This is a genomic window from Pseudomonas sp. R5-89-07 (assembly GCF_003851685.1).
Taxonomy (GTDB): Bacteria; Pseudomonadota; Gammaproteobacteria; order Pseudomonadales; family Pseudomonadaceae; genus Aquipseudomonas.
In genome coordinates this window covers 5243812-5261703 of sequence record NZ_CP027727.1, presented here as the reverse complement: position 1 = coordinate 5261703, position 17892 = coordinate 5243812, and the positions used below count along the sequence as shown (strand labels likewise).

At 61.7% G+C, this 17892-nt stretch carries 17 protein-coding genes; 5 read left to right on the top strand and 12 right to left on the bottom strand.

Features of this window, described 5'->3' with window-relative positions:
* Positions 1 to 223 precede the first annotated feature (223 nt).
* Positions 224 to 460 (top strand): hypothetical protein, encoded by a 237-nt coding sequence (locus C4J94_RS24050; protein ID WP_124388368.1) that lies wholly within the window; start codon positions 224 to 226, stop codon positions 458 to 460.
* A 293-nt stretch (positions 461 to 753) separates the two neighbouring features.
* Here the strand turns inward: C4J94_RS24050 and C4J94_RS24040 are convergent, their stop codons facing one another.
* The 9 genes from C4J94_RS24040 to C4J94_RS24000 all read right to left on the bottom strand — a co-directional run bounded on the left by C4J94_RS24040 (position 754) and on the right by C4J94_RS24000 (position 10138).
* Positions 754 to 1524, bottom strand: coding sequence for a S24 family peptidase (locus C4J94_RS24040; RefSeq protein ID WP_124388367.1), 771 nt, complete (start codon positions 1522 to 1524; stop codon positions 754 to 756).
* Between the two features lie 211 nt (positions 1525 to 1735).
* Positions 1736 to 2263 carry an inorganic diphosphatase gene (gene ppa, locus C4J94_RS24035; protein WP_003176323.1) on the bottom strand — a complete coding sequence of 176 codons (528 nt, stop codon included), beginning with the start codon at positions 2261 to 2263 and terminating at the stop codon, positions 1736 to 1738.
* 108 nt (positions 2264 to 2371) lie between these two features.
* Positions 2372 to 3187: a zinc-dependent peptidase gene (locus C4J94_RS24030; protein WP_124388366.1), complete on the bottom strand. Its 816-nt coding sequence runs from the start codon at positions 3185 to 3187 to the stop codon at positions 2372 to 2374.
* Positions 3188 to 3193: 6 nt separating this feature from the next.
* Positions 3194 to 3850: a DedA family protein gene (locus tag C4J94_RS24025; RefSeq protein WP_046069710.1), complete on the bottom strand. Its 657-nt coding sequence runs from the start codon at positions 3848 to 3850 to the stop codon at positions 3194 to 3196.
* Between the two features lie 290 nt (positions 3851 to 4140).
* Complete coding sequence (locus tag C4J94_RS24020; protein ID WP_034117713.1) at positions 4141 to 4599, bottom strand: N-acetyltransferase; 459 nt, start codon at positions 4597 to 4599, stop codon at positions 4141 to 4143.
* A gap of 92 nt (positions 4600 to 4691) precedes the next feature.
* Positions 4692 to 5525: an ethanolamine ammonia-lyase subunit EutC gene (eutC, locus tag C4J94_RS24015; protein WP_124388365.1), complete on the bottom strand. Its 834-nt coding sequence runs from the start codon at positions 5523 to 5525 to the stop codon at positions 4692 to 4694.
* A complete protein-coding gene (locus C4J94_RS24010; RefSeq protein WP_124388364.1) occupies positions 5522 to 6916 on the bottom strand; it encodes an ethanolamine ammonia-lyase subunit EutB in 1395 nt (464 codons plus the stop codon). Before C4J94_RS24010 ends, eutC begins: the two co-directional genes overlap by 4 nt.
* Before the next feature lie 53 nt (positions 6917 to 6969).
* Complete coding sequence (gene eat, locus C4J94_RS24005) at positions 6970 to 8403, bottom strand: ethanolamine permease (protein WP_124388363.1); 1434 nt, start codon at positions 8401 to 8403, stop codon at positions 6970 to 6972.
* A 214-nt stretch (positions 8404 to 8617) separates the two neighbouring features.
* Complete coding sequence (locus C4J94_RS24000; RefSeq protein ID WP_124388362.1) at positions 8618 to 10138, bottom strand: aldehyde dehydrogenase family protein; 1521 nt, start codon at positions 10136 to 10138, stop codon at positions 8618 to 8620.
* 272 nt (positions 10139 to 10410) lie between these two features.
* Between C4J94_RS24000 and C4J94_RS23995 the strand changes: the two genes are divergently transcribed.
* From C4J94_RS23995 to C4J94_RS23980, 4 genes are all read left to right on the top strand, one after another.
* Positions 10411 to 12324, top strand: coding sequence for a sigma-54-dependent Fis family transcriptional regulator (locus C4J94_RS23995; RefSeq protein ID WP_124388361.1), 1914 nt, complete (start codon positions 10411 to 10413; stop codon positions 12322 to 12324).
* A 124-nt stretch (positions 12325 to 12448) separates the two neighbouring features.
* Entirely contained in the window at positions 12449 to 13798 is a 1350-nt protein-coding gene (gene mpl, locus C4J94_RS23990; protein ID WP_124388360.1) for a UDP-N-acetylmuramate:L-alanyl-gamma-D-glutamyl-meso-diaminopimelate ligase, read from the top strand.
* Positions 13795 to 14424, top strand: coding sequence for a flavin prenyltransferase UbiX (ubiX, locus tag C4J94_RS23985; protein ID WP_065910043.1), 630 nt, complete (start codon positions 13795 to 13797; stop codon positions 14422 to 14424). The genes mpl and ubiX overlap by 4 nt, the downstream gene beginning before the upstream one ends.
* Entirely contained in the window at positions 14417 to 14701 is a 285-nt protein-coding gene (locus C4J94_RS23980) for a YceK/YidQ family lipoprotein (protein ID WP_124388359.1), read from the top strand. The genes ubiX and C4J94_RS23980 overlap by 8 nt, the downstream gene beginning before the upstream one ends.
* Before the next feature lie 191 nt (positions 14702 to 14892).
* On the opposite strand, the gene C4J94_RS23975 is transcribed toward C4J94_RS23980, so the two are convergent.
* The 3 genes from C4J94_RS23975 to C4J94_RS23965 form a co-directional block, all read right to left on the bottom strand.
* Positions 14893 to 15534 (bottom strand): oxidoreductase, encoded by a 642-nt coding sequence (locus C4J94_RS23975; RefSeq protein ID WP_124388358.1) that lies wholly within the window; start codon positions 15532 to 15534, stop codon positions 14893 to 14895.
* 29 nt (positions 15535 to 15563) lie between these two features.
* On the bottom strand, positions 15564 to 17282 hold the full coding sequence (locus C4J94_RS23970) for a C13 family peptidase (RefSeq protein ID WP_124388357.1): 1719 nt from the start codon (positions 17280 to 17282) through the stop codon (positions 15564 to 15566).
* Between the two features lie 105 nt (positions 17283 to 17387).
* Positions 17388 to 17843 carry a MaoC family dehydratase gene (locus C4J94_RS23965; RefSeq protein ID WP_124388356.1) on the bottom strand — a complete coding sequence of 152 codons (456 nt, stop codon included), beginning with the start codon at positions 17841 to 17843 and terminating at the stop codon, positions 17388 to 17390.
* Positions 17844 to 17892: the final 49 nt, after the last annotated feature.

Genomic DNA, 17892 nt, shown 5'->3' with positions numbered 1-17892 from the left:
CACTGCCTATTCAGTGATCGGGTTTAGTCGCCCGGATTCGATTGGCGCATAAGCAACTCATGAGTCAGGCATCCCTTCGCCTGCATCTTATGGTGGCTGTGCGCAGGGCACCTTCGGGTGCGCCGGGTTCCCAATCGACCGGTCGACTAACCTGCGTACAGCTGCCGCCTTTCGTTTAGTCGCGGGAAATGGCAGCTCCACATTATCGATTGGAGTTTTTGCTATGGACAACGTTTGTTCAGAGTCATTGTCGTCGCCCGTGACCAAGCCATTTACCGTAAATGAAGAATTGAGCTTCGAGGACGCCTGGGTGCAGGTGGCTGAGCTGTTGCACTGTGCGGTGGCGACATCCCAAGTGCTCGGGGAGCCGATGGCTGCTCCGCAGAGAGCGGTGATGCATTTGGTGGAGATGGCGAAGATGGTGGCGGATCGGGCTGTGGGGTGTTTGCAGCGGTCATGACGCGGATTTAAAGGCTGAGCGAAGGCCCGCTTTTTTTAGCATTCAATTGTCCAGCGGCTGTTGGACAATTGAGCTGGATCGACGGGCATTAAAAAGCCGGCTTGTGGCCGGCTTCTCGGGGACTGCCTCAGCTTGTTTTTGACAAGCCTCACCAGCCTTCAAATCGCTCAGCCCACATTGCGTCGGGCTGAATAGTAGGGCATCTGCGGGAACTCCTCCGCATTGCCTGACAGGGCAAACAGCGTGAAGCCATTCCCCTGCCAAATGTGCGGCGCATGATACCCATATTCACCTCAGTTGCCCACCTCCGGTTCCGATTTAGAGCCTTCCCAGCCCAGCAGGTGTTCGTCCAGTGGTACCGGTGGGCGGCGGTTGTTGAGGGTGGACCACCAGAATACCCAGCCCACTATCTGGAAGTTCTGCTCGAAGCGCTGGTCGTAGGTGAGGTATTCGTCCGGGTGTTCGCTGGCGTTGTGGCTGCGCATGCGCAGGCCGCCGCCAGGGCGGTTGTAGAGGTATTTGATGCGCAGCATACCGTCGTGTTCGACGGCGTAGATTTCGCCGTCGATGATTTGGGTGCGGCCTTTGTCGACGGCGAGGGTGGCGCCTTGCTGGATGATGTCGATCATGCTGTTGTCGACCATGTAGGCGCCTACGGCGCGGTCGGGGTCTACGTTGAGGGTTTGGAGGGTGTGCTGGGAGACGCGGATGCGCTCGGTGGAGGTGAAGGTGGGGTGGAGGGGGATCTCCACGTCGGGGTTTTCCGGGCGGCAGGCGGGGCCTGTGAGGTATTTGCCGATGTCTTCGCGGGCGGGTGCAGTCCTTGCGGTGGGGCCGTCCAACAGGTAGTTGGCCGGTGGGTGTTTGGGGCCGCGGCCGTCGCTTAACCAGCGGCTGGAGACGCACAGCAGTTCTGCGATCTCGTTGAGTCGGCCCATGGGGACGCCGCGCTTGAACCAGTTGTTCACGTGCTGAGGCGTGACGCCGCGGTTCTTGGCGAAGTCGGAGGCGGAAAGATGAACTTCCCGTAGTAGCGCTTTTAAACGATCACCTGATGTATTCATGAACGCAGAGTTTACTGGCCGGGAAAGCTATTCAAATAAACCATGCGTTGACTTGCGCGTGTAGGCTTTTCCTTAGTTGTAGTCTTATTCTTCAGTTGCGCCGGTTAGTTGAACGTCACAAGTTAGAAAATGAACTCGATGTTTATTTTTCCCAAAAAAAAGCCCCGAATCATCGGGGCTTTTCTATTGCCGTGGCAATGCGGTGCGGGTATCAGCCTTTGTAGGCGGCAACCGACTTCATGATCTCGGCACGGGCGGCGTCTGCGTTGCCCCAACCGTCGATCTTCACCCATTTGCCTTTTTCGAGGTCTTTGTAGTTCTCGAAGAAGTGCTTGATCTGTTCCAGCAGCAGCGGTGGCAGGTCGGTGTATTCCTTCACGTCGACATACAGCTGGGACAGCTTGTCGTGTGGCACTGCGATGACTTTGGCATCGCCGCCGCCGTCGTCGGTCATGTTCAGGATGCCGACCGGGCGAGCGCGGATAACCGAGCCTGGCGTAACCGGGTAAGGGGTTACGACCAGCACGTCGAGGGGGTCGCCGTCGTCAGCCAGGGTGTTGGGGATAAAACCGTAGTTGGCCGGGTAGAACATCGGGGTGGCCATGAAACGGTCAACGAACAGGCAGTCGCTGTCTTTGTCGATTTCGTATTTGATCGGCGCGTGGTTGGCCGGAATTTCGATGGCGACGTAGATGTCGTTCGGCAGGTCTTTGCCAGCCGGAATCTTGCTGTAGCTCATTGGGCGTTGCCCCCGTAGTTGGCCATATGACATGGCCGGATTGGCCTAAAAGTGGCGGCGATTATAGGCATATTCTGACGCCGATGCCATGCGCCGAGCGTCGTACGGTCATTCGCCCTGTGGCTGGTAGCGCGGGTCGTGGGCTTGCAGTTGAGTCAGGCGGGCCAGGGGATCCTGGCGGTAGAAGCGGCTCAGTTGGGCGTACACCTGCGGGTAATGGCTGGCCAGTAAATCCGGGGCGCTGAAAAAATATTCGCTGGTCACGGCAAAGAATTCCGCCGGGTTTTCCGCTGCGTAAGGGTCGATCTCGGTGTCGGCGTCCGGGTTGGCGTCCAGTTGACGATTGAGGTCGTCAAACGCGCTTTGCATCACGCTGGCCCATTCCTGCACGCGCATGTCGTGGTGCAGCGGCGGCAGGCCGTTGGCGTCGCCGTTGAGCATGTCCAGTTTGTGCGCCAGCTCGTGGATGACCAGGTTGTAGCCTTCCCATTGTCCGCTGGCCAGTACGCCGGGCCAGGCGAGGATCACCGGGCCCTGTTGCCAGGCTTCGCCGCTGTGTTCGCCGTCCCATTCGTGTTCCACGCCGCTGGCATCGCGGTGGCGTTGCGGGCTGAGGAAGTCGTCGGGGTATAGCACGATTTCATGGAAGCCCTGATACCAGTCGAGGTCGCCCAGGTTCATCAGCGGCAGTTGCGCCTGGGCGGCGAGCAGCAGGCGCTGTTCCTGATGCAGTTCGACGCCGGGCAGGGCGGTGAGGTGTTTATCCGCCAGAAACAGCACACAGGCTTCGCGCAGCCACTGGTCTTGCTCGACCGTGATGCCATCGAGAAAGGTCAGGTGGTGACGCACCCGCTGCCAGGTGTCATCGGCAATCGGGTGCTTGGCCAGCAGGCGCCGGCGACGCCAGGCGCTGAGGGACCACACGGGCGATCAGTGCGGGTTGGCTTCGGAGGAGGTGCGGCCAAAGCGGCTGCGCACCACGCCGATGATCATCGGCACCAGGGACAGCAGGATGATGAACACCACCAGCAGCGACAGGTTCTTCTTGATAAACGGCACGTTGCCGAAGAAGTAACCCAGGGTCACCAGGCCACCGACCCAGAGGATGGTGCCGAGTACGCTGAACCCGAAGAAGCGCGGGTAAGGCATTTTGGCAATGCCGGCGACGAACGGCGCGAAGGTGCGCAAAATCGGCAGGAAGCGCGCCAGGGTCACGGTTTTGCCGCCGTGCTTGTCGTAGAAGTCGTGGGTTTTTTGCAGGTAGTCGCGACGGAAGATTTTCGAGTTCGGGTTGCTGAACAAGCGCTCGCCCACCGTTCGCCCGATCACGTAGTTGGTGCTGTCGCCGAGGATGGCCGCCAGCATCAGCAGGCCGGCCAGCAATACCGGGTCCATGCCGCCGCCGGCGGCAACGGCGCCGGCGATGAACAGCAGCGAATCACCCGGCAGGAACGGCATGACCACCAGGCCGGTCTCGCAAAAAATCACCAGGAACAGAATGGCGTAGATCCACGGACCGTAGTTGGTTACCAGCATGTCGAGGTAAACGTCGAGATGCAGGATAAGGTCTAGCGGGTTGAAATCCATGGATGGCACCTGTGTGAATGGCCCGGCTCAGCAGGCCAGTGCGGGAACGACGGGTAATAAGGCTACACGTGTATGTCGAGATTCTTACAACCCTGAGAGGTGCGCATTATACGGATTGAGAGGTGAAAAGCGTGTGGCTTTTGTAGCGGGGAGTGTCGCGAAATTGTGAAGGGGTTGGTGCCGGATTAATGTGGGAGGGGGCTTGCCCCCGATGGCGGTGGGTCAGTGATATTAATGTTGGCTGACACACTGCTATCGGGGGCAAGCCCCCTCCCACAGGGGCCCGGGGGTTATTCTTCGTTGATCGGCAGCACGTAGTTTTTGAATTCGGTGTCTTCGCGAAAGCCAATCGACTCGTAGGTCTTCTGCGCCACGTCATTGTCGCTGCTGGTGGATACCCGCAGCCGCACGGCGTGGGTTTCCTTGGCCATTTTCTTGGCGGTGCGCATCAGGTTGTCGGCGACCAGTTGCCGGCGTGCGTCTTCGGCCACATAGATGTCGTTGAGGATCCACACCCGTTTGAGCGACAACGAAGAAAAGCTCGGGTACAGCTGGCAGAACCCCAGCAGCCGCTTGTCATCATCATCGGCCAGCGCCAGGTAGATCACCGATTCCTTGCGTCGCAGGCGCTTTTCCAGAAAGGCCCGCGACGAGTCCGGGAATGGCAGGGCCCCGTAGAACTCGCGGTATTTGACGAACAGCGGGGTGAGCAGGTCCAGGTGTTCCAGGGTCGCTTGAGTAATCCGCATGCCAGGCCTCAACTTCCAAATGGGGGATGACCACACGCGCGGCCGTGACTCGATGCTGCCTAACGTCGCGAAAAAGCGCAATCGTGCCGCGATCAGCCCACAGGCGGGCTGAGCAGGAAATTGCCTTTCATCAGGTCCGGGTCATCCGACTCCAGGGTCTGCAGTTGAGCCTCGTCCTTGAGATTGACCCCGGACAGCTGCCGGCGACACGCCTCTCGCATCAGGTACAGCAGGCGATGGGCCGCCATTCCGTAACTCAGGCCTTCCAGGCGCACGTTGGAGATGCAGTTGCGGTAGGCGTCGGTGAGGCCGACCTTGGGGTTGTAGGTGAAATACAGGCCCAGGCTGTCCGGCGAACTGAGCCCCGGCCGTTCGCCGATCAGGATCACCACCATTTTGGCGCCGAGCAGTTGCCCGATCTCATCGGCCACGGCGACCCGGCCCTGTTCGACCAGGATCACCGGTGACAGCGACCAGCCTTCGGCGTGGGTCTGTTCTTCCAGGCGTGTCAGAAACGGGGCGGTATGTTTATGCACGGCCAGCGCCGACAGGCCATCGGCCACCACGATTGCCAGGTCCACGCCATCGGGGTGTGCTAAAGCGTAGTCGCGCAGGGTTTGCGCCGACTCATCACTCAGGCGGCGCCCGAGGTCCGGGCGCTGCAGGTAGGTATGCCGGTCCGTGGCGGCGCTGTGCAGCAACAGGCTGTCACGGCCGCGCTCGGCGAATTGGCGGCTCAGCCCTTCATGATCGAAGGGCAGGTGCACCGCGTCCCGCGCCTGGGCGTGGGCCAACTGGAAGTCCAGTTGCGCGCTGGTGGGAATGCTGGTGCCGGTGCGGCCCAGGGCAATGCGCGCCGGGGTCAGGCGGCGCAGTTGCAGCCAGGGGTTGTCAGGCAGGTCGAGTTGCACAGGCGGCTCCTTCATCCCAGTTGCGCCAACGCGTGGCGAAATGCCGGTGGCAGGTTGTTGCCGAAGCGTACCTTGCCGTCGGCTTGCGTAAAGATGCCCATTTTCGCCAGCCACTGCTCGAACTCCGGCGCCGGTTTCAAGCCCAGTGTCTGGCGGGCGTACAGCGCGTCGTGGAAGGAGGTGGTCTGGTAGTTGAGCATGATGTCGTCGGAGCCGGGGATGCCCATGATGAAGTTGATCCCGGCCACGCCGAGCAGGGTCAGCAGGGTGTCCATGTCGTCCTGGTCGGCTTCGGCGTGGTTGGTGTAGCAGATGTCGCACCCCATCGGCACGCCGAGCAGCTTGCCGCAGAAATGGTCTTCGAGACCGGCGCGGATGATCTGCTTGCCGTTGTACAGGTACTCGGGGCCGATAAAACCGACCACGGTGTTCACCAGAAACGGCTTGAAATGCCGGGCCACCGCGTAGGCGCGGGTTTCACAGGTTTGCTGGTCCACGCCAAAGTGCGCGTTGGCCGACAAGGCACTGCCCTGGCCGGTTTCGAAATACATCAGGTTCTGGCCCAGGGTGCCGCGCTTGAGGCTCAAACCCGCGTCGTAGCCTTCCTGCAACAGGCTCAGGCTGATGCCGAAGCTGGCGTTGGCCGCTTCGGTGCCGGCAATCGACTGGAACACCAGGTCCAGCGGCACGCCACGGTTGATCGCCTCGATGGAGGTGGTGACGTGGGTCAGCACGCAGGCCTGGGTGGGGATGTCGTAGCGCTGGATGATTGCGTCGAGCATTTCCAGCATGGCGCAGATCGAGGCGATGCTGTCGGTGGCCGGGTTGATGCCAATCATCGCGTCGCCGTTGCCGTAGAGCAGGCCGTCGAGAATGCTGGCGGCAATGCCGGCCGGTTCGTCAGTGGGGTGGTTGGGTTGCAGGCGCGTCGACAGGCGCCCGCGCAAACCCATGGTGCCGCGAAACTGGGTGACCACGCGGATCTTCTGCGCCACCAGCACCAGGTCCTGCACGCGCATGATCTTGGACACGGCGGCGGCCATTTCCGGTGTCAGCCCCGGCGCCAGTGCGCGTAGGGAGTGTTCGTCGGCTGCGTCGCTGAGCAGCCAGTCGCGCAGGCCGCCGACGGTCAGGTGGCTGACGGTGGCGAAGGCCTGTTTGTCGTGGGTGTCGATGATCAGCCGGGTGACTTCATCGCTTTCATAGGGAATCAGCGCCTCTTCCAGGAAGTGCTTCAACGGGGTGTTCGCCAGCGCCATTTGGGCCGCGACCCGTTCGCCATCATTGTGCGCAGCCACGCCGGCCAGGAAGTCGCCGGAGCGCGCCGGGCTGGCCTTGGCCATCAGGTCCTTGAGGCTGTCGAAGCGGTAAGTCTGTGCACCCACCGCGTGGGAAAAGCTTGCCATACAGTGTCTCCTTGACGACGCGGGCAAGGCGCCCGCGTCGAGGTTTACGGCAGTTAGTGCAAGGCGGCCTCTGCGGCCTGGATCGCCGCGAATTCTTCTTCCGGCGTGCCTGCTACCAAGTGATGCCGGCTGTAGAAAGCAAAGTAAGCAATTAATACTCCATAGATGATCGCCGCGCCAATCACCACGCGCGGATCCACCAGGAAGCCCGCCACCACGGCCACACAGGCCAGCACCAGCGCCACGCCCGAGGTGAAGATGCCGCCCGGCGTGCGATACGGACGCTCCATTTTAGGGCGACGGATGCGCAGGGTGATGTGCGCGGCCATCATCAACACGTAGGAAATGGTGGCGCCGAACACCGCCACCAGAATCAGCAGGTCGCCCTGGCCGGTCAGCGACAGGCCAAAACCGATGATGCCGGGGATCACCAGCGCCAGTACCGGCGCCTTGCTCTTGTTGGTTTCGGAGAGTTTGCGCGGCAGGTAGCCGGCGCGGGACAAGGCGAAGATCTGCCGGGAATAGGCGTAGATGATCGAGAAAAAGCTCGCGATCAAGCCGGCCAGGCCCACCAGGTTGACGAAGCTGCCCATCCAGGTCGAACCGCCGTAGGACAACGCCAGCGCTTCCACCAGAGGGTTGCCGGATTTGATCAGGGCGTAAGTGCCTGCACCACCCGGTGCAATCACGAGGATCAGCAGGGCGAAACTGGTCAGCACTACAATCGCGCCGATCAGCCCGCGCGGCAGGTCGCGCTTGGGGTTCTTGGTTTCTTCAGCGGCCAGGGGCACGCCTTCTACCGCGAGGAAAAACCAGATCGCATAGGGGATCGCCGCCCACACGCCGACGTAGCCGAACGGCAGGAAGCTGCTGGCGCCCTTGGCTTCGCTCACCGGGATATCCAGCAGGTTGGCGATGTTGAAGTGCGGCACCATCGACACCAGAAACACACCCAGCGCGATGGCTGCGATGGCGGTAATCACGAACATCAGCTTCAACGCTTCACCCACCCCGAAGATGTGGATGCCGATAAAGATGATGTAGAACGCCAGGTAGATCATCCAGCCGCCAATGCCGAACAGCGACTCGCAGTACGCGCCGATAAACACCGCGATGGCGGCGGGCGCGATGGCGTATTCGATCAGGATCGCCGTGCCCGTAAGGAACCCGCCCCAGGGGCCGAACGCGCTGCGGGCAAAGCCATAGCCGCCGCCAGCGGTGGGAATCATCGAAGACAGTTCGGCGAGTGAAAAGCACATGCACAGGTACATGGTGGCCATCAGCAATGTGGCGAGAAACATCCCGCCCCAGCCGCCCTGGGCCAGGCCGAAGTTCCAGCCGGCGTAGTCGCCGGAAATCACGTAGGCGACGCCGAGGCCGACTAACAGCACCCAGCCGGCAGCGCCTTTTTTAAGTTCGCGTTGTTGAAAGTAGTCGGTGCCGACTTTTTCGAAGTCGACGGAAGATCCAGTGGGTTCGCTAGGCATGGGGAAGTACCTTTCGTTGTTATTGTTTTAACTCGACCTCTGTGGGCCGAATGCAGTTCGCAAGTACTTATAAAGAACTAAGTGTGGGAGGGGGCTTGCTCCCGATGGCGGTATATCAGTTATTGAATGGTTGGCTGGTCCATTGCTATCGGGGGCAAGCCCCCTCCCACATTTTTAGTTGCATGCATAAATGTGGGAGGGGATGCTCAGTTAGTTAGAAAAAGCCCAGCGGATTAATGTCGTAGCTCACCAGCAAGTTCTTGGTTTGCTGGTAATGGTCCAACATCATCTTGTGCGTCTCACGGCCCACACCGGACTTCTTGTAACCGCCAAACGCGGCATGCGCCGGGTACAGGTGGTAGCAGTTGGTCCACACGCGGCCCGCCTTGATCGCGCGGCCCATGCGGTAGGCGCGGTTGATGTCGCGGGTCCACAGGCCGGCGCCCAGGCCGAACTCGGTGTCGTTGGCAATCGCCAGGGCTTCGGCTTCGTCCTTGAAGGTGGTGATGCTTACCACCGGGCCGAAGATTTCTTCCTGGAACACGCGCATGTCGTTGGTGCCCTTGAGCAGGGTCGGCTGGATGTAATAGCCGGTGGCCAGGTCGCCGCTGAGTTTCTCGACCTTGCCGCCGGTGAGCAACTGCGCGCCTTCGCCCTTGGCGATTTCCAGGTAGGAGAGGATCTTGTCGAACTGCTGCTCAGACGCCTGGGCGCCGACCATGGTGTCGGTGTCCAGCGGGTCGCCACGCTTGATCGACTCGATCTTCTTCATCACCACTTTCATGAAGTCGTCGTAGATCGACTCTTCCACCAGCGCGCGCGATGGGCAGGTGCACACCTCGCCCTGGTTGAAGAACGCCAGCACCAGGCCTTCGGCGGCTTTCTCGATGAATTGCGGTTCGGCTTTCATGATGTCGGCGAAGAAAATGTTCGGCGACTTGCCCCCCAGCTCAACGGTGGACGGAATGATGTTCTCGGCCGCCGCATGCATGATGTGCGAGCCCACCGGGGTAGAGCCGGTGAAGGCGATCTTGGCGATGCGCTTGCTGGTGGCCAGGGCTTCGCCAGCTTCCTTGCCGAAGCCGTGCACCACGTTGAGCACGCCGGGCGGCAGCAGGTCGCCGATCAGTTCCATCAGCACGTTGATCCCCAGCGGCGTTTGCTCGGCCGGCTTGAGCACCACGCAGTTACCCGCGGCCAGGGCCGGGGCGAGTTTCCACGCCGCCATCAGCAGGGGGAAGTTCCACGGGATGATTTGGCCGACCACGCCCAGCGGTTCGTGGAAGTGATAGGCGGCGGTGTGTTCGTTGATTTCGGCGCTGCTGCCTTCCTGGGCACGGATGCAGCCAGCGAAGTAGCGGAAGTGGTCGGCGGCCAGCGGGATGTCGGCGTTGAGGGTTTCACGCACGGCCTTGCCGTTGTCCCAGGTTTCGGTGATGGCCAGCAGTTCGAGGTTCTGTTCGATGCGGTCGGCGATTTTCAGCAATACCAGCGAGCGGTCCTGGGCCGAAGTCTTGCCCCAGGCGTCAGCGGCAGCGTGGGCGGCGTCCAGCGCCTTGTCGATGTCTTTGGCAGTGGAGCGCGGGAATTCGGCGATGGGCTTGCCGTTGACCGGCGAGGTATTGGTGAAGTAATTGCCATCGACCGGCGCAACAAATTCGCCACCGATGTAGTTGCCATACTTGGCCTTGAACGAAACGACAGCGCCTTCAGTACCGGGGTGTGCATAACGCATGGTGGGCATCTCCTGCTTTTATGTTTATTGGAGTAGAGCGCGGCAAGCGCGTGATAAAGCGTAGAGCAAAGGTTGGGCCACTGCGTTGCAGGCCAGGCAATTCAATGGGTTGGGGTTTGTTACCGGGCGTTGCTGTCACCCGCTTGGTACAGGCGCGGTGACACTTTGTGCCATAAACGGTACAGCTCGTGACCGACGGGTCGGCACAGGATTGCAATGGCCGCAGGCCTGGAGGATGCTGGGCGCTCTCACGCAGGGAGAATAATAAGAACATGCACAACGATCAGTTCAGCCGCCATGCCCAGCAAGTCTTGACCGTCGCCCGTGGGCATGACCTCGCCCAAGGCCCCGCCAGCGATCCGTCGATTGCTCGCTCCTGGCTGCGCTGCCTGGAGGACTACCACCTCGACCCCGCGCAGACCATCGCCCCCACCGTGCTTGAACAGGGCCGCCTGCTGGAAAGCCGCGAACGCCTCCAGCAAGTGCTGCACATTGCCGGCAACGAGATGAACAGCCTGCATCAGCAGCTCTCGGGGGCTGGCCATGCGGTGCTGCTCACCGACGCGCGCGGGGTGATCCTCAATTGCGTCACCGCGCCGTCCGAGCGCAAGATTTTCGAGCGCGCCGGGTTGTGGCTGGGCGCGGATTGGAGCGAGGCCCGCGAGGGCACCAACGGCATCGGCACGTGCCTGGTGGAGCGCCAGTCCGTGACGATTCACCGTGACGAACATTTTCGCGGCCGACACACCGGGCTGACCTGTTCGGCGAGCCCGGTGTTCGACCCTCATGGTGAACTGCTGGCGGTGCTGGACGTGTCGTCGGCGCGCGAAGCCGTGTCGCGCCAGAGCCAGTTCCATACCATGGCGCTGGTCAATCTGTCGGCCAAGATGATTGAAAGCTGCTATTTCCTGCGCCACTTTGAACACCACTGGCTGCTGCGCTTTCACCTGCAGGCCGAGTCGGTGGGCCTGTTCAGCGAAGGCCTGCTGGCGTTCGACGGGGAAGGGCGCATCTGCGCGGCCAACCAGAGCGCGCTGAACCTGCTCGGGCACGCGCGTAGCGGTTTGCTGGGGCAGCCGGTGGAAGCCTTTTTCGATTGCTCGCTGGACCAATTGTTGAGCCGCGCCAGCGCCAATGCGACAGCCAGTTGGCCATTGCGTACCCGTAGCGGGCGGAGTTTGTTTGCTGCCTTGCGAGGCCAGCCGCGCCGTTTGCCGACCCCGATTACGAGGCCTGAGAAGCCACCGCTTGCAGGTATCTGCCTGGGCGACCCGGCGCTGCAGGACGACATGCGCAAGGCGCTGCGGGTGTTCGAGCGCGATGTGCCGCTGCTGATCAACGGTGAAACCGGCTGCGGGAAAGAGGCGTTCGCCAAGGCCGTGCATCAGGCCAGCCAGCGTTCCGGCAAGGCCTTCGTTGCACTCAACTGCGCGGCCATTCCGGAAAACCTGATCGAAAGCGAGCTGTTTGGCTATCGCGGCGGCAGTTTCACCGGAGCCCTCAAGGAAGGCATGCGCGGCAAGCTGCAGCAGGCCGATGGCGGGACGCTGTTTCTGGATGAAATCGGCGACATGCCCGTGGCGCTGCAAACCCGTTTGTTGAGAGTGCTGGAAGACCGCCTGGTGGTGCCCATCGGCGGTGAGCCCCAGGCGGTGAACGTGCGAATTATCAGCGCCACGCACCGAAATCTGCTGGAGCGTGTGCAGGACGGCAGCTTTCGCGAGGATTTGTATTACCGCCTGAACGGCTTGGAAATCGCCCTGCCGGCGTTGCGCGAGCGCAGCGACAAGTCGCAACTGCTGGATTTTCTGCTGGCCCAGGAAGCGGGTGAGCGGTCGGTCGGATTGAAGCCTGCGGCGCGGGACGTTTTGTTGGGCTACGCCTGGCCGGGCAATATCCGACAGATGCGTACGGTATTGCGCACGCTGGTCGCGCTGTGCGACACCAGCCTGATCGAGCTTGAGGATGTGCCCGCGAGCATCCGTCAGGTTCGTTCGGCGAGTTCCGAGCCGGCCCTTTCACACTCGCCCCTGGACGATGCCGAACGCTCGGCGTTGCTGGCGACGCTTGAGCAGCAACGCTGGCACATGAGCCATACGGCGCAGCAGTTAGGGGTGAGCCGTAACACGCTGTATCGAAAACTGCGAAAGTATGACATTTCACGCAGCTCGCTCGCTCAGCGGTAAACGGTGCGGGCCACCCTGAAGTTTTGCCAGCCCGTCGACTGGCGGCGGGCTCGGTACAGTGACCTAAAGAGTGCCATTTCCTACGCCCTGCGCTAACCTGCCTCGATGTTTTACGAGGTCAACTATGCACATTCATATTCTTGGTATCTGCGGCACGTTCATGGGCTCGATGGCGGTGCTTGCCAAAGAGCTGGGCCATCACGTTACTGGCTCCGATGCCAATGTGTATCCGCCCATGAGTACCCAGCTTCAAGCGCAGGGCATCGAGCTGACGCAAGGCTATGACCCGGCGCAATTCGACCCGGTGCCCGACCTGGTCGTCATTGGCAACGCCATGTCCCGGGGTAACCCTGCGGTCGAATATGTCCTTAATAAAGGCTTGCCGTATGTTTCCGGCCCGCAGTGGCTGGCCGATCACGTGCTGCAAGGGCGCTGGGTGCTCGCCGTTGCCGGCACCCACGGCAAAACCACCACCAGCAGTATGTTGGCCTGGGTGCTGGAACATGCGGGCATGAGCCCCGGCTTCCTGATTGGCGGCGTGCCGCAAAACTTCTCGGTGTCGGCGCGCCTGGGCGATACGCCGTTCTTCGTGATCGAGGCCGACGAGTACGACAGCGCGTTCTTCGACAAGCGTTCCAAGTTCGTCCACTACCGTCCGCGCACCGCGATCCTGAATAACCTTGAGTTCGATCATGCCGACATCTTCCCCGATCTGCCGGCCATCGAGCGGCAGTTCCATCACTTGGTGCGCACCATCCCGAGTGAAGGCCTGGTGATCCACCCGACCACCGAACCGGCGTTGCAGCGTGTGATCGACATGGGCTGCTGGACCCCGGTGCAAACCACCGGCGCGGGCGGGCAGTGGCAGGTCAAATTGCTGCGTGACGACGGCTCCCGGTTTGAAGTGCTGTTCGAAGGCGAGGCGCAGGGCGTCGTCGAGTGGGACATGACCGGCCAGCATAACGTCGCCAACGCCTTGGTCACCCTGGCGGCTGCGCGGCATGTGGGCGTAGCGCCGGCCCTGGGCATTGCGGCCTTGAGCGCATTCAAAAGCGTGAAGCGCCGCATGGAGAAGGTGGCCGACGTGAATGGGATCACCATCTACGACGACTTTGCCCACCATCCTACGGCCATCGCCACCACCCTGGACGGCCTGCGCAAGCGCGTCGGTGAGGCGCAGATCATTGCCGTCGTCGAGCCGCGCTCCAATTCGATGAAGCTGGGTGCGCACCGTGATGGCCTGCCGGAAAGCGTCAATGACGCCGACCAGGCCGTCTGGTATGCACCGGCCAACCTTGGCTGGGACCTGCCGGCAATCGCCGCGCAGTGCACGGTGCCTTCGACCGTGTGTGACTCTCTGGAGGGCATCATCGAGCACGTCAAGCACCTGGCCAAGCCGGGTACCCACGTTGTGATCATGAGCAACGGCGGCTTCGGCGGCCTGCACGGTAAGCTGGCCGAGGCGCTCAAATGAGCGGCCCGGAACGCGTCACCCTGGCGATGACCGGCGCATCCGGTGCGCCGTATGGCCTGCGCCTGCTCGATTGCCTGGTGCGTGAAGACCGTGAGGTGCATTTCCTGATCTCCAAGGCGGCGCAGTTGGTGCTGGCGACGGAGACCGATGTGGCATTACCTGCCAAGGTGCAGATGATGCAGGCCTTCCTCACCGAATACACCGGCGCGGCGGCGGGGCAGATCAAGGTGTATGGCAAGGAGGACTGGATGTCGCCGGTCGCGTCCGGCTCCGGCGCGCCGGCTGCGATGGTGGTGGTGCCATGCTCCACCGGCACCCTGTCGGCGATTGCCACGGGCGCCTGTAACAATCTGATCGAGCGTGCGGCGGACGTGACCCTGAAGGAGCGCCGCCAGTTGATTCTGGTGCCGCGTGAAGCGCCGTATTCGAGCATCCACCTGGAGCACATGCTCAAGTTGTCGAACATGGGCGTGACCATTCTGCCCGCATCGCCCGGCTTCTATCACCAGCCGCAGACCATCGATGACCTGGTGGATTTCGTGGTGGCTCGGATTCTCAACCTGCTGAATATCCCGCAAGACATGCTGCCGCGCTGGGGCGAGCATCATTTGAGCAGCGATGAATAAGGCGTTGCTGATGGTGCTGGCGCTGCAATTGACCGGCTGCGCCACCGCTCGCACGCTGGATGCTGCGCAACCTGGCGCGCCAGTGGTGTATGCCGGCACGCGCCTGGATTTATATGCAATCAACGGCGGCTGTTGTGCCAAGGACCGTTTTGGCGCCGAGGCCCCGACTTATCCCCATGTGGACCTGCCAGCCAGCGCGCTGCTCGATACCTTGCTGTTGCCGCTGTCGCTGTTGACGGTGCTGGGGGTTGGCTTCAACGCTACCGGTGGGCTGTAACGCAACGCTCAACAGCACAAAAACCAATGTGGGAGGGTGCAAGCCCTCAATGTAGGAGCGAGCTTGCTCGCGAAAAACGTCCAGGCAACGCGTTCATTCTGGATAAACGCGGCGGCCCTGAGTTCTTCGCGAGCAAGCTCGCTCCTACAAAAAGCCTTAAGCCCCCTCCCACATTTATTGCTGTGTAGGCCTTATTTACCGAGCTTGCGCAGCTCATCCGACTCCACCACCCGCACCCCATCCTGCTCTTCCAGCGCCAGGCGCCACATCGCGCGGGCCAGTTCGCACACTTCGATACCGTGGTACTTGCCGGGAATCAGGCGTGACAGCGGCCCCGCCAGTTTTTCAGCCAGGCGCGGTTCCAGTCGTTCGCCCAGCAGCAGCGAGGGCCGCACGATGGTCAGTTGCGGCCAGTCTTGTGCCCTGAGCGCCTGTTCCATCTCCCCCTTGACCCGGTTGTAGAACACCGAGGATTTCGGGTCGGCACCAATCGCACTGATCACGATCAGGTGCCGCGCGCCCATCTCCCGTGCGCGCTTGGCGAAGGCCACCACCATATCCAGGTCGACGGCACGGAACGCCGCTTCCGAGCCGGCCTTTTTGATCGTGGTGCCCAGGCAGCAAAAGGCGATATCCACCTGGCCGCTCAGTTGTGGCAGGAATACGGCGGGGTCGCCCACCGGGTTTTCCAGGTGCGGGTGTTCAGCCAGTGGTTTGCGGCTGGGCGCCAGCACGCGGGTTACGGTAGGTTCGTTGAGCAGGCGGTCCAGCAAGTGTTCGCCGGTGAGGCCGGAGGCGCCGGCCAGCAAGATATGCTGCGGTGTCAGGTACATGGTGTTTCCCCCTTGTTACACGTTACAGCTTAGTTGCCTTTGGCTTCCTTGCTATTCATTGAGACGCTTTCGAGCGCCTTTCGTGCCTGCTGTTTACGTAATAATTGCCAGTGGGCGATCACGCCCTTGGGGGCCCAGATCTGCGGCTCGGAGGCTTCGAAATTGTCCGCCTGTTCGCGTTCGGCCACGTGCAGTTGTGCCAGTTTGAACGCGTGCTGCAAATCGTCCGTTTGGTTGAAGGCCTGTGCGAAAAGGGCATCACCGAAGTAAGTGAAGTCTGCCTCCTCCGAGCAGCCGAACGACACGCGATCGGCGCGCGAGGCGGTCATGATCAGCGTGTGTTCGTCCTTCAAGGCCGGGATGAACCCGCCGGAATAACAGGCGGAAATCACGATGATCTTGTCGCGGTTTTTCAGTGGCGCGAGCACGGCGGCCAACTCATCGGCCGGCAGGTCGGCCAGTTCCATGCGTGGCTGGTCGAGCACCAGTTCGTGTTCATGGGTGCCGTGGCTGGTCATATAGATAAACACCAGGTCTTCCGGCCCGCTGCGTTCGGCCAGGGTCTGCACGGCACGGCGCAGGTTTTCGCGGGTGGCCATGGGGCGGTCGGCGATATGGTCACGGTGGTTGACCAGACGGATCTGCCCATACGCACCGAAGCGGGTGGCGAGCATGTTGCTGACGTAGTCGGCTTCGCGCAGGAACACGCTTTGCTTGCCGTCGCCGGCCAAGGCCAGGGTGTACAGCTCGACGGCAGGCGTGGACGCCGGCACGGCGGCGAGGGCGTCAGCGAGTAAGCGGCCCTGGGCCAGTACGCCAATCTCCAGTGGGTCGGGCAGCAGCTTGCCCTCGGCATCGCGCACGCGCATGCCGTTGACCCAGGTGCCGGCCTGCACGGTGCCGTCGGTGAGTACCAGCGTGCCACGGCCCTGATAGCTGTCGCTGTCGAAGCCGCCGATATAGAAGCTGCCGTCGGTAAGGTTCAGGCGACCTTCGCCGCTGAAGCGCCAGTCACTGAACTGGCCCACGTAGTGGCTGCCATCAACGCCGATCAATTCGCCTTTGCCGCTCAGGGCGCCTTCCTTGAACTGGCCGATCCAGACGTCGCCGTCGGCATTTTCATAGCGACCCTTGCCGTTGAGCTGGTTCTGTTTGAACTGCCCGACGTAGATATCGCCGTCCGCGCTGTTGAAGGTACCGTTGCCTTCCAGCTGGCCATCGACAAAGTGGCCGCTGAACTGGTTGCCGCTGTCGTCGTTGCGCTGGCCTTCGCCGTTGGGTTTGCCGTGGGCGAATTGGCCCTGGTATTGGCTGCCATCGGCCAGCTCCAGGCGCCCGAGGCCGGAATACTGGTCGTCCTTGAATTCGCCGCGATAGGTCATCTGGCCCTCTTTGAGGGTGCCTTCGCCGTTGCGTCGACCGTTCTTGAAACCGCCCACGTAGCTGCTGCCCGCGGTGGTCAGGCTGCCCTGGCCGTCAAACAGGCCTTGCTTGAACTCGCCTTTGTAGACTTCGCCGTTGCTGCCGTGCCATTCGCCCTGGCCGTGCCACTGACCCTTATCGAACTCGCCGGCGTACCAGCTGCCGTTGGGGTAGTCGACGCGGCCCTGGCCTTGCAGCAAGCCGTTGACCACATCGCCCCGGTAGCGGCCGCCATCGGGCAGGCGCGCATCGGGCGGCAACAGCGATTCGCCGTCTCCGCAAGCGGTGAGCAACAGGGCAAGGGCAAGGGGAGCGAGTGGGCGCATAACGGGATCCGGATAATTAAGCGCCGAGTATGCCGCAGCCGGAAGATTCATACATAAATTTACATACACTGTGGCAAGGTTTATTGCCTCGCCACCGGCAACGTCCTACACGAAGCAGAGTGACAGCGATTCGGCAATGTAGGCAGGTTTCTCCTGGCCTTCGATTTCCAGGGTGGCGGTGGCCTTGAACAGCCACTGGCCGGGTTTTTTCTCGTTGACGTCGGTGAGGGTGACGTTCAGGCGCACCTTGGAACCGACCTTCACCGGCTGGATAAAACGCACGCTGTCCAGGCCGTAATTGACTGCCATCTTCAGGCCTTCGGGCATGATCAGGATGTCTTCCATCAGCTTGGGCATCAGCGACAGCGACAAAAACCCATGGGCGATGGTGCTGCCGAACGGGGTTTGCGCCGCCTTGACCGGGTCGACGTGGATGAACTGATGATCGCCGGTGGCCTCCGCAAACAGGTTGATACGCGCCTGGTCGATGGTGAGCCAGTCGGAACGTCCGAGTTCCTTGCCGACATACTCTTTGAGCTGCGCTACGGGTACATAGGGCATTGCGTCTCTCCTGGGTTCATCATTTTTATCCCCCCGCTGATGAGGGGTT

Bases quoted from the DNA above. Each gene is read 5' to 3' on its own strand.
- C4J94_RS24050 (WP_124388368.1), top strand. From the start codon at position 224: ATGGACAACGTTTGTTCAGAGTCATTGTCGTCGCCCGTGACCAAGCCA.
- C4J94_RS24040 (WP_124388367.1), bottom strand. From the start codon at position 1,524: ATGAATACATCAGGTGATCGTTTAAAAGCGCTACTACGGGAAGTTCAT.
- ppa (WP_003176323.1), bottom strand. From the start codon at position 2,263: ATGAGCTACAGCAAGATTCCGGCTGGCAAAGACCTGCCGAACGACATC.
- C4J94_RS24025 (WP_046069710.1), bottom strand. From the start codon at position 3,850: ATGGATTTCAACCCGCTAGACCTTATCCTGCATCTCGACGTTTACCTC.
- C4J94_RS24020 (WP_034117713.1), bottom strand. From the start codon at position 4,599: ATGCGGATTACTCAAGCGACCCTGGAACACCTGGACCTGCTCACCCCG.
- eutC (WP_124388365.1), bottom strand. From the start codon at position 5,525: ATGAAGGAGCCGCCTGTGCAACTCGACCTGCCTGACAACCCCTGGCTG.
- C4J94_RS24010 (WP_124388364.1), bottom strand. From the start codon at position 6,916: ATGGCAAGCTTTTCCCACGCGGTGGGTGCACAGACTTACCGCTTCGAC.
- eat (WP_124388363.1), bottom strand. From the start codon at position 8,403: ATGCCTAGCGAACCCACTGGATCTTCCGTCGACTTCGAAAAAGTCGGC.
- C4J94_RS24000 (WP_124388362.1), bottom strand. From the start codon at position 10,138: ATGCGTTATGCACACCCCGGTACTGAAGGCGCTGTCGTTTCGTTCAAG.
- C4J94_RS23995 (WP_124388361.1), top strand. From the start codon at position 10,411: ATGCACAACGATCAGTTCAGCCGCCATGCCCAGCAAGTCTTGACCGTC.
- mpl (WP_124388360.1), top strand. From the start codon at position 12,449: ATGCACATTCATATTCTTGGTATCTGCGGCACGTTCATGGGCTCGATG.
- ubiX (WP_065910043.1), top strand. From the start codon at position 13,795: ATGAGCGGCCCGGAACGCGTCACCCTGGCGATGACCGGCGCATCCGGT.
- C4J94_RS23980 (WP_124388359.1), top strand. From the start codon at position 14,417: ATGAATAAGGCGTTGCTGATGGTGCTGGCGCTGCAATTGACCGGCTGC.
- C4J94_RS23975 (WP_124388358.1), bottom strand. From the start codon at position 15,534: ATGTACCTGACACCGCAGCATATCTTGCTGGCCGGCGCCTCCGGCCTC.
- C4J94_RS23970 (WP_124388357.1), bottom strand. From the start codon at position 17,282: ATGCGCCCACTCGCTCCCCTTGCCCTTGCCCTGTTGCTCACCGCTTGC.
- C4J94_RS23965 (WP_124388356.1), bottom strand. From the start codon at position 17,843: ATGCCCTATGTACCCGTAGCGCAGCTCAAAGAGTATGTCGGCAAGGAA.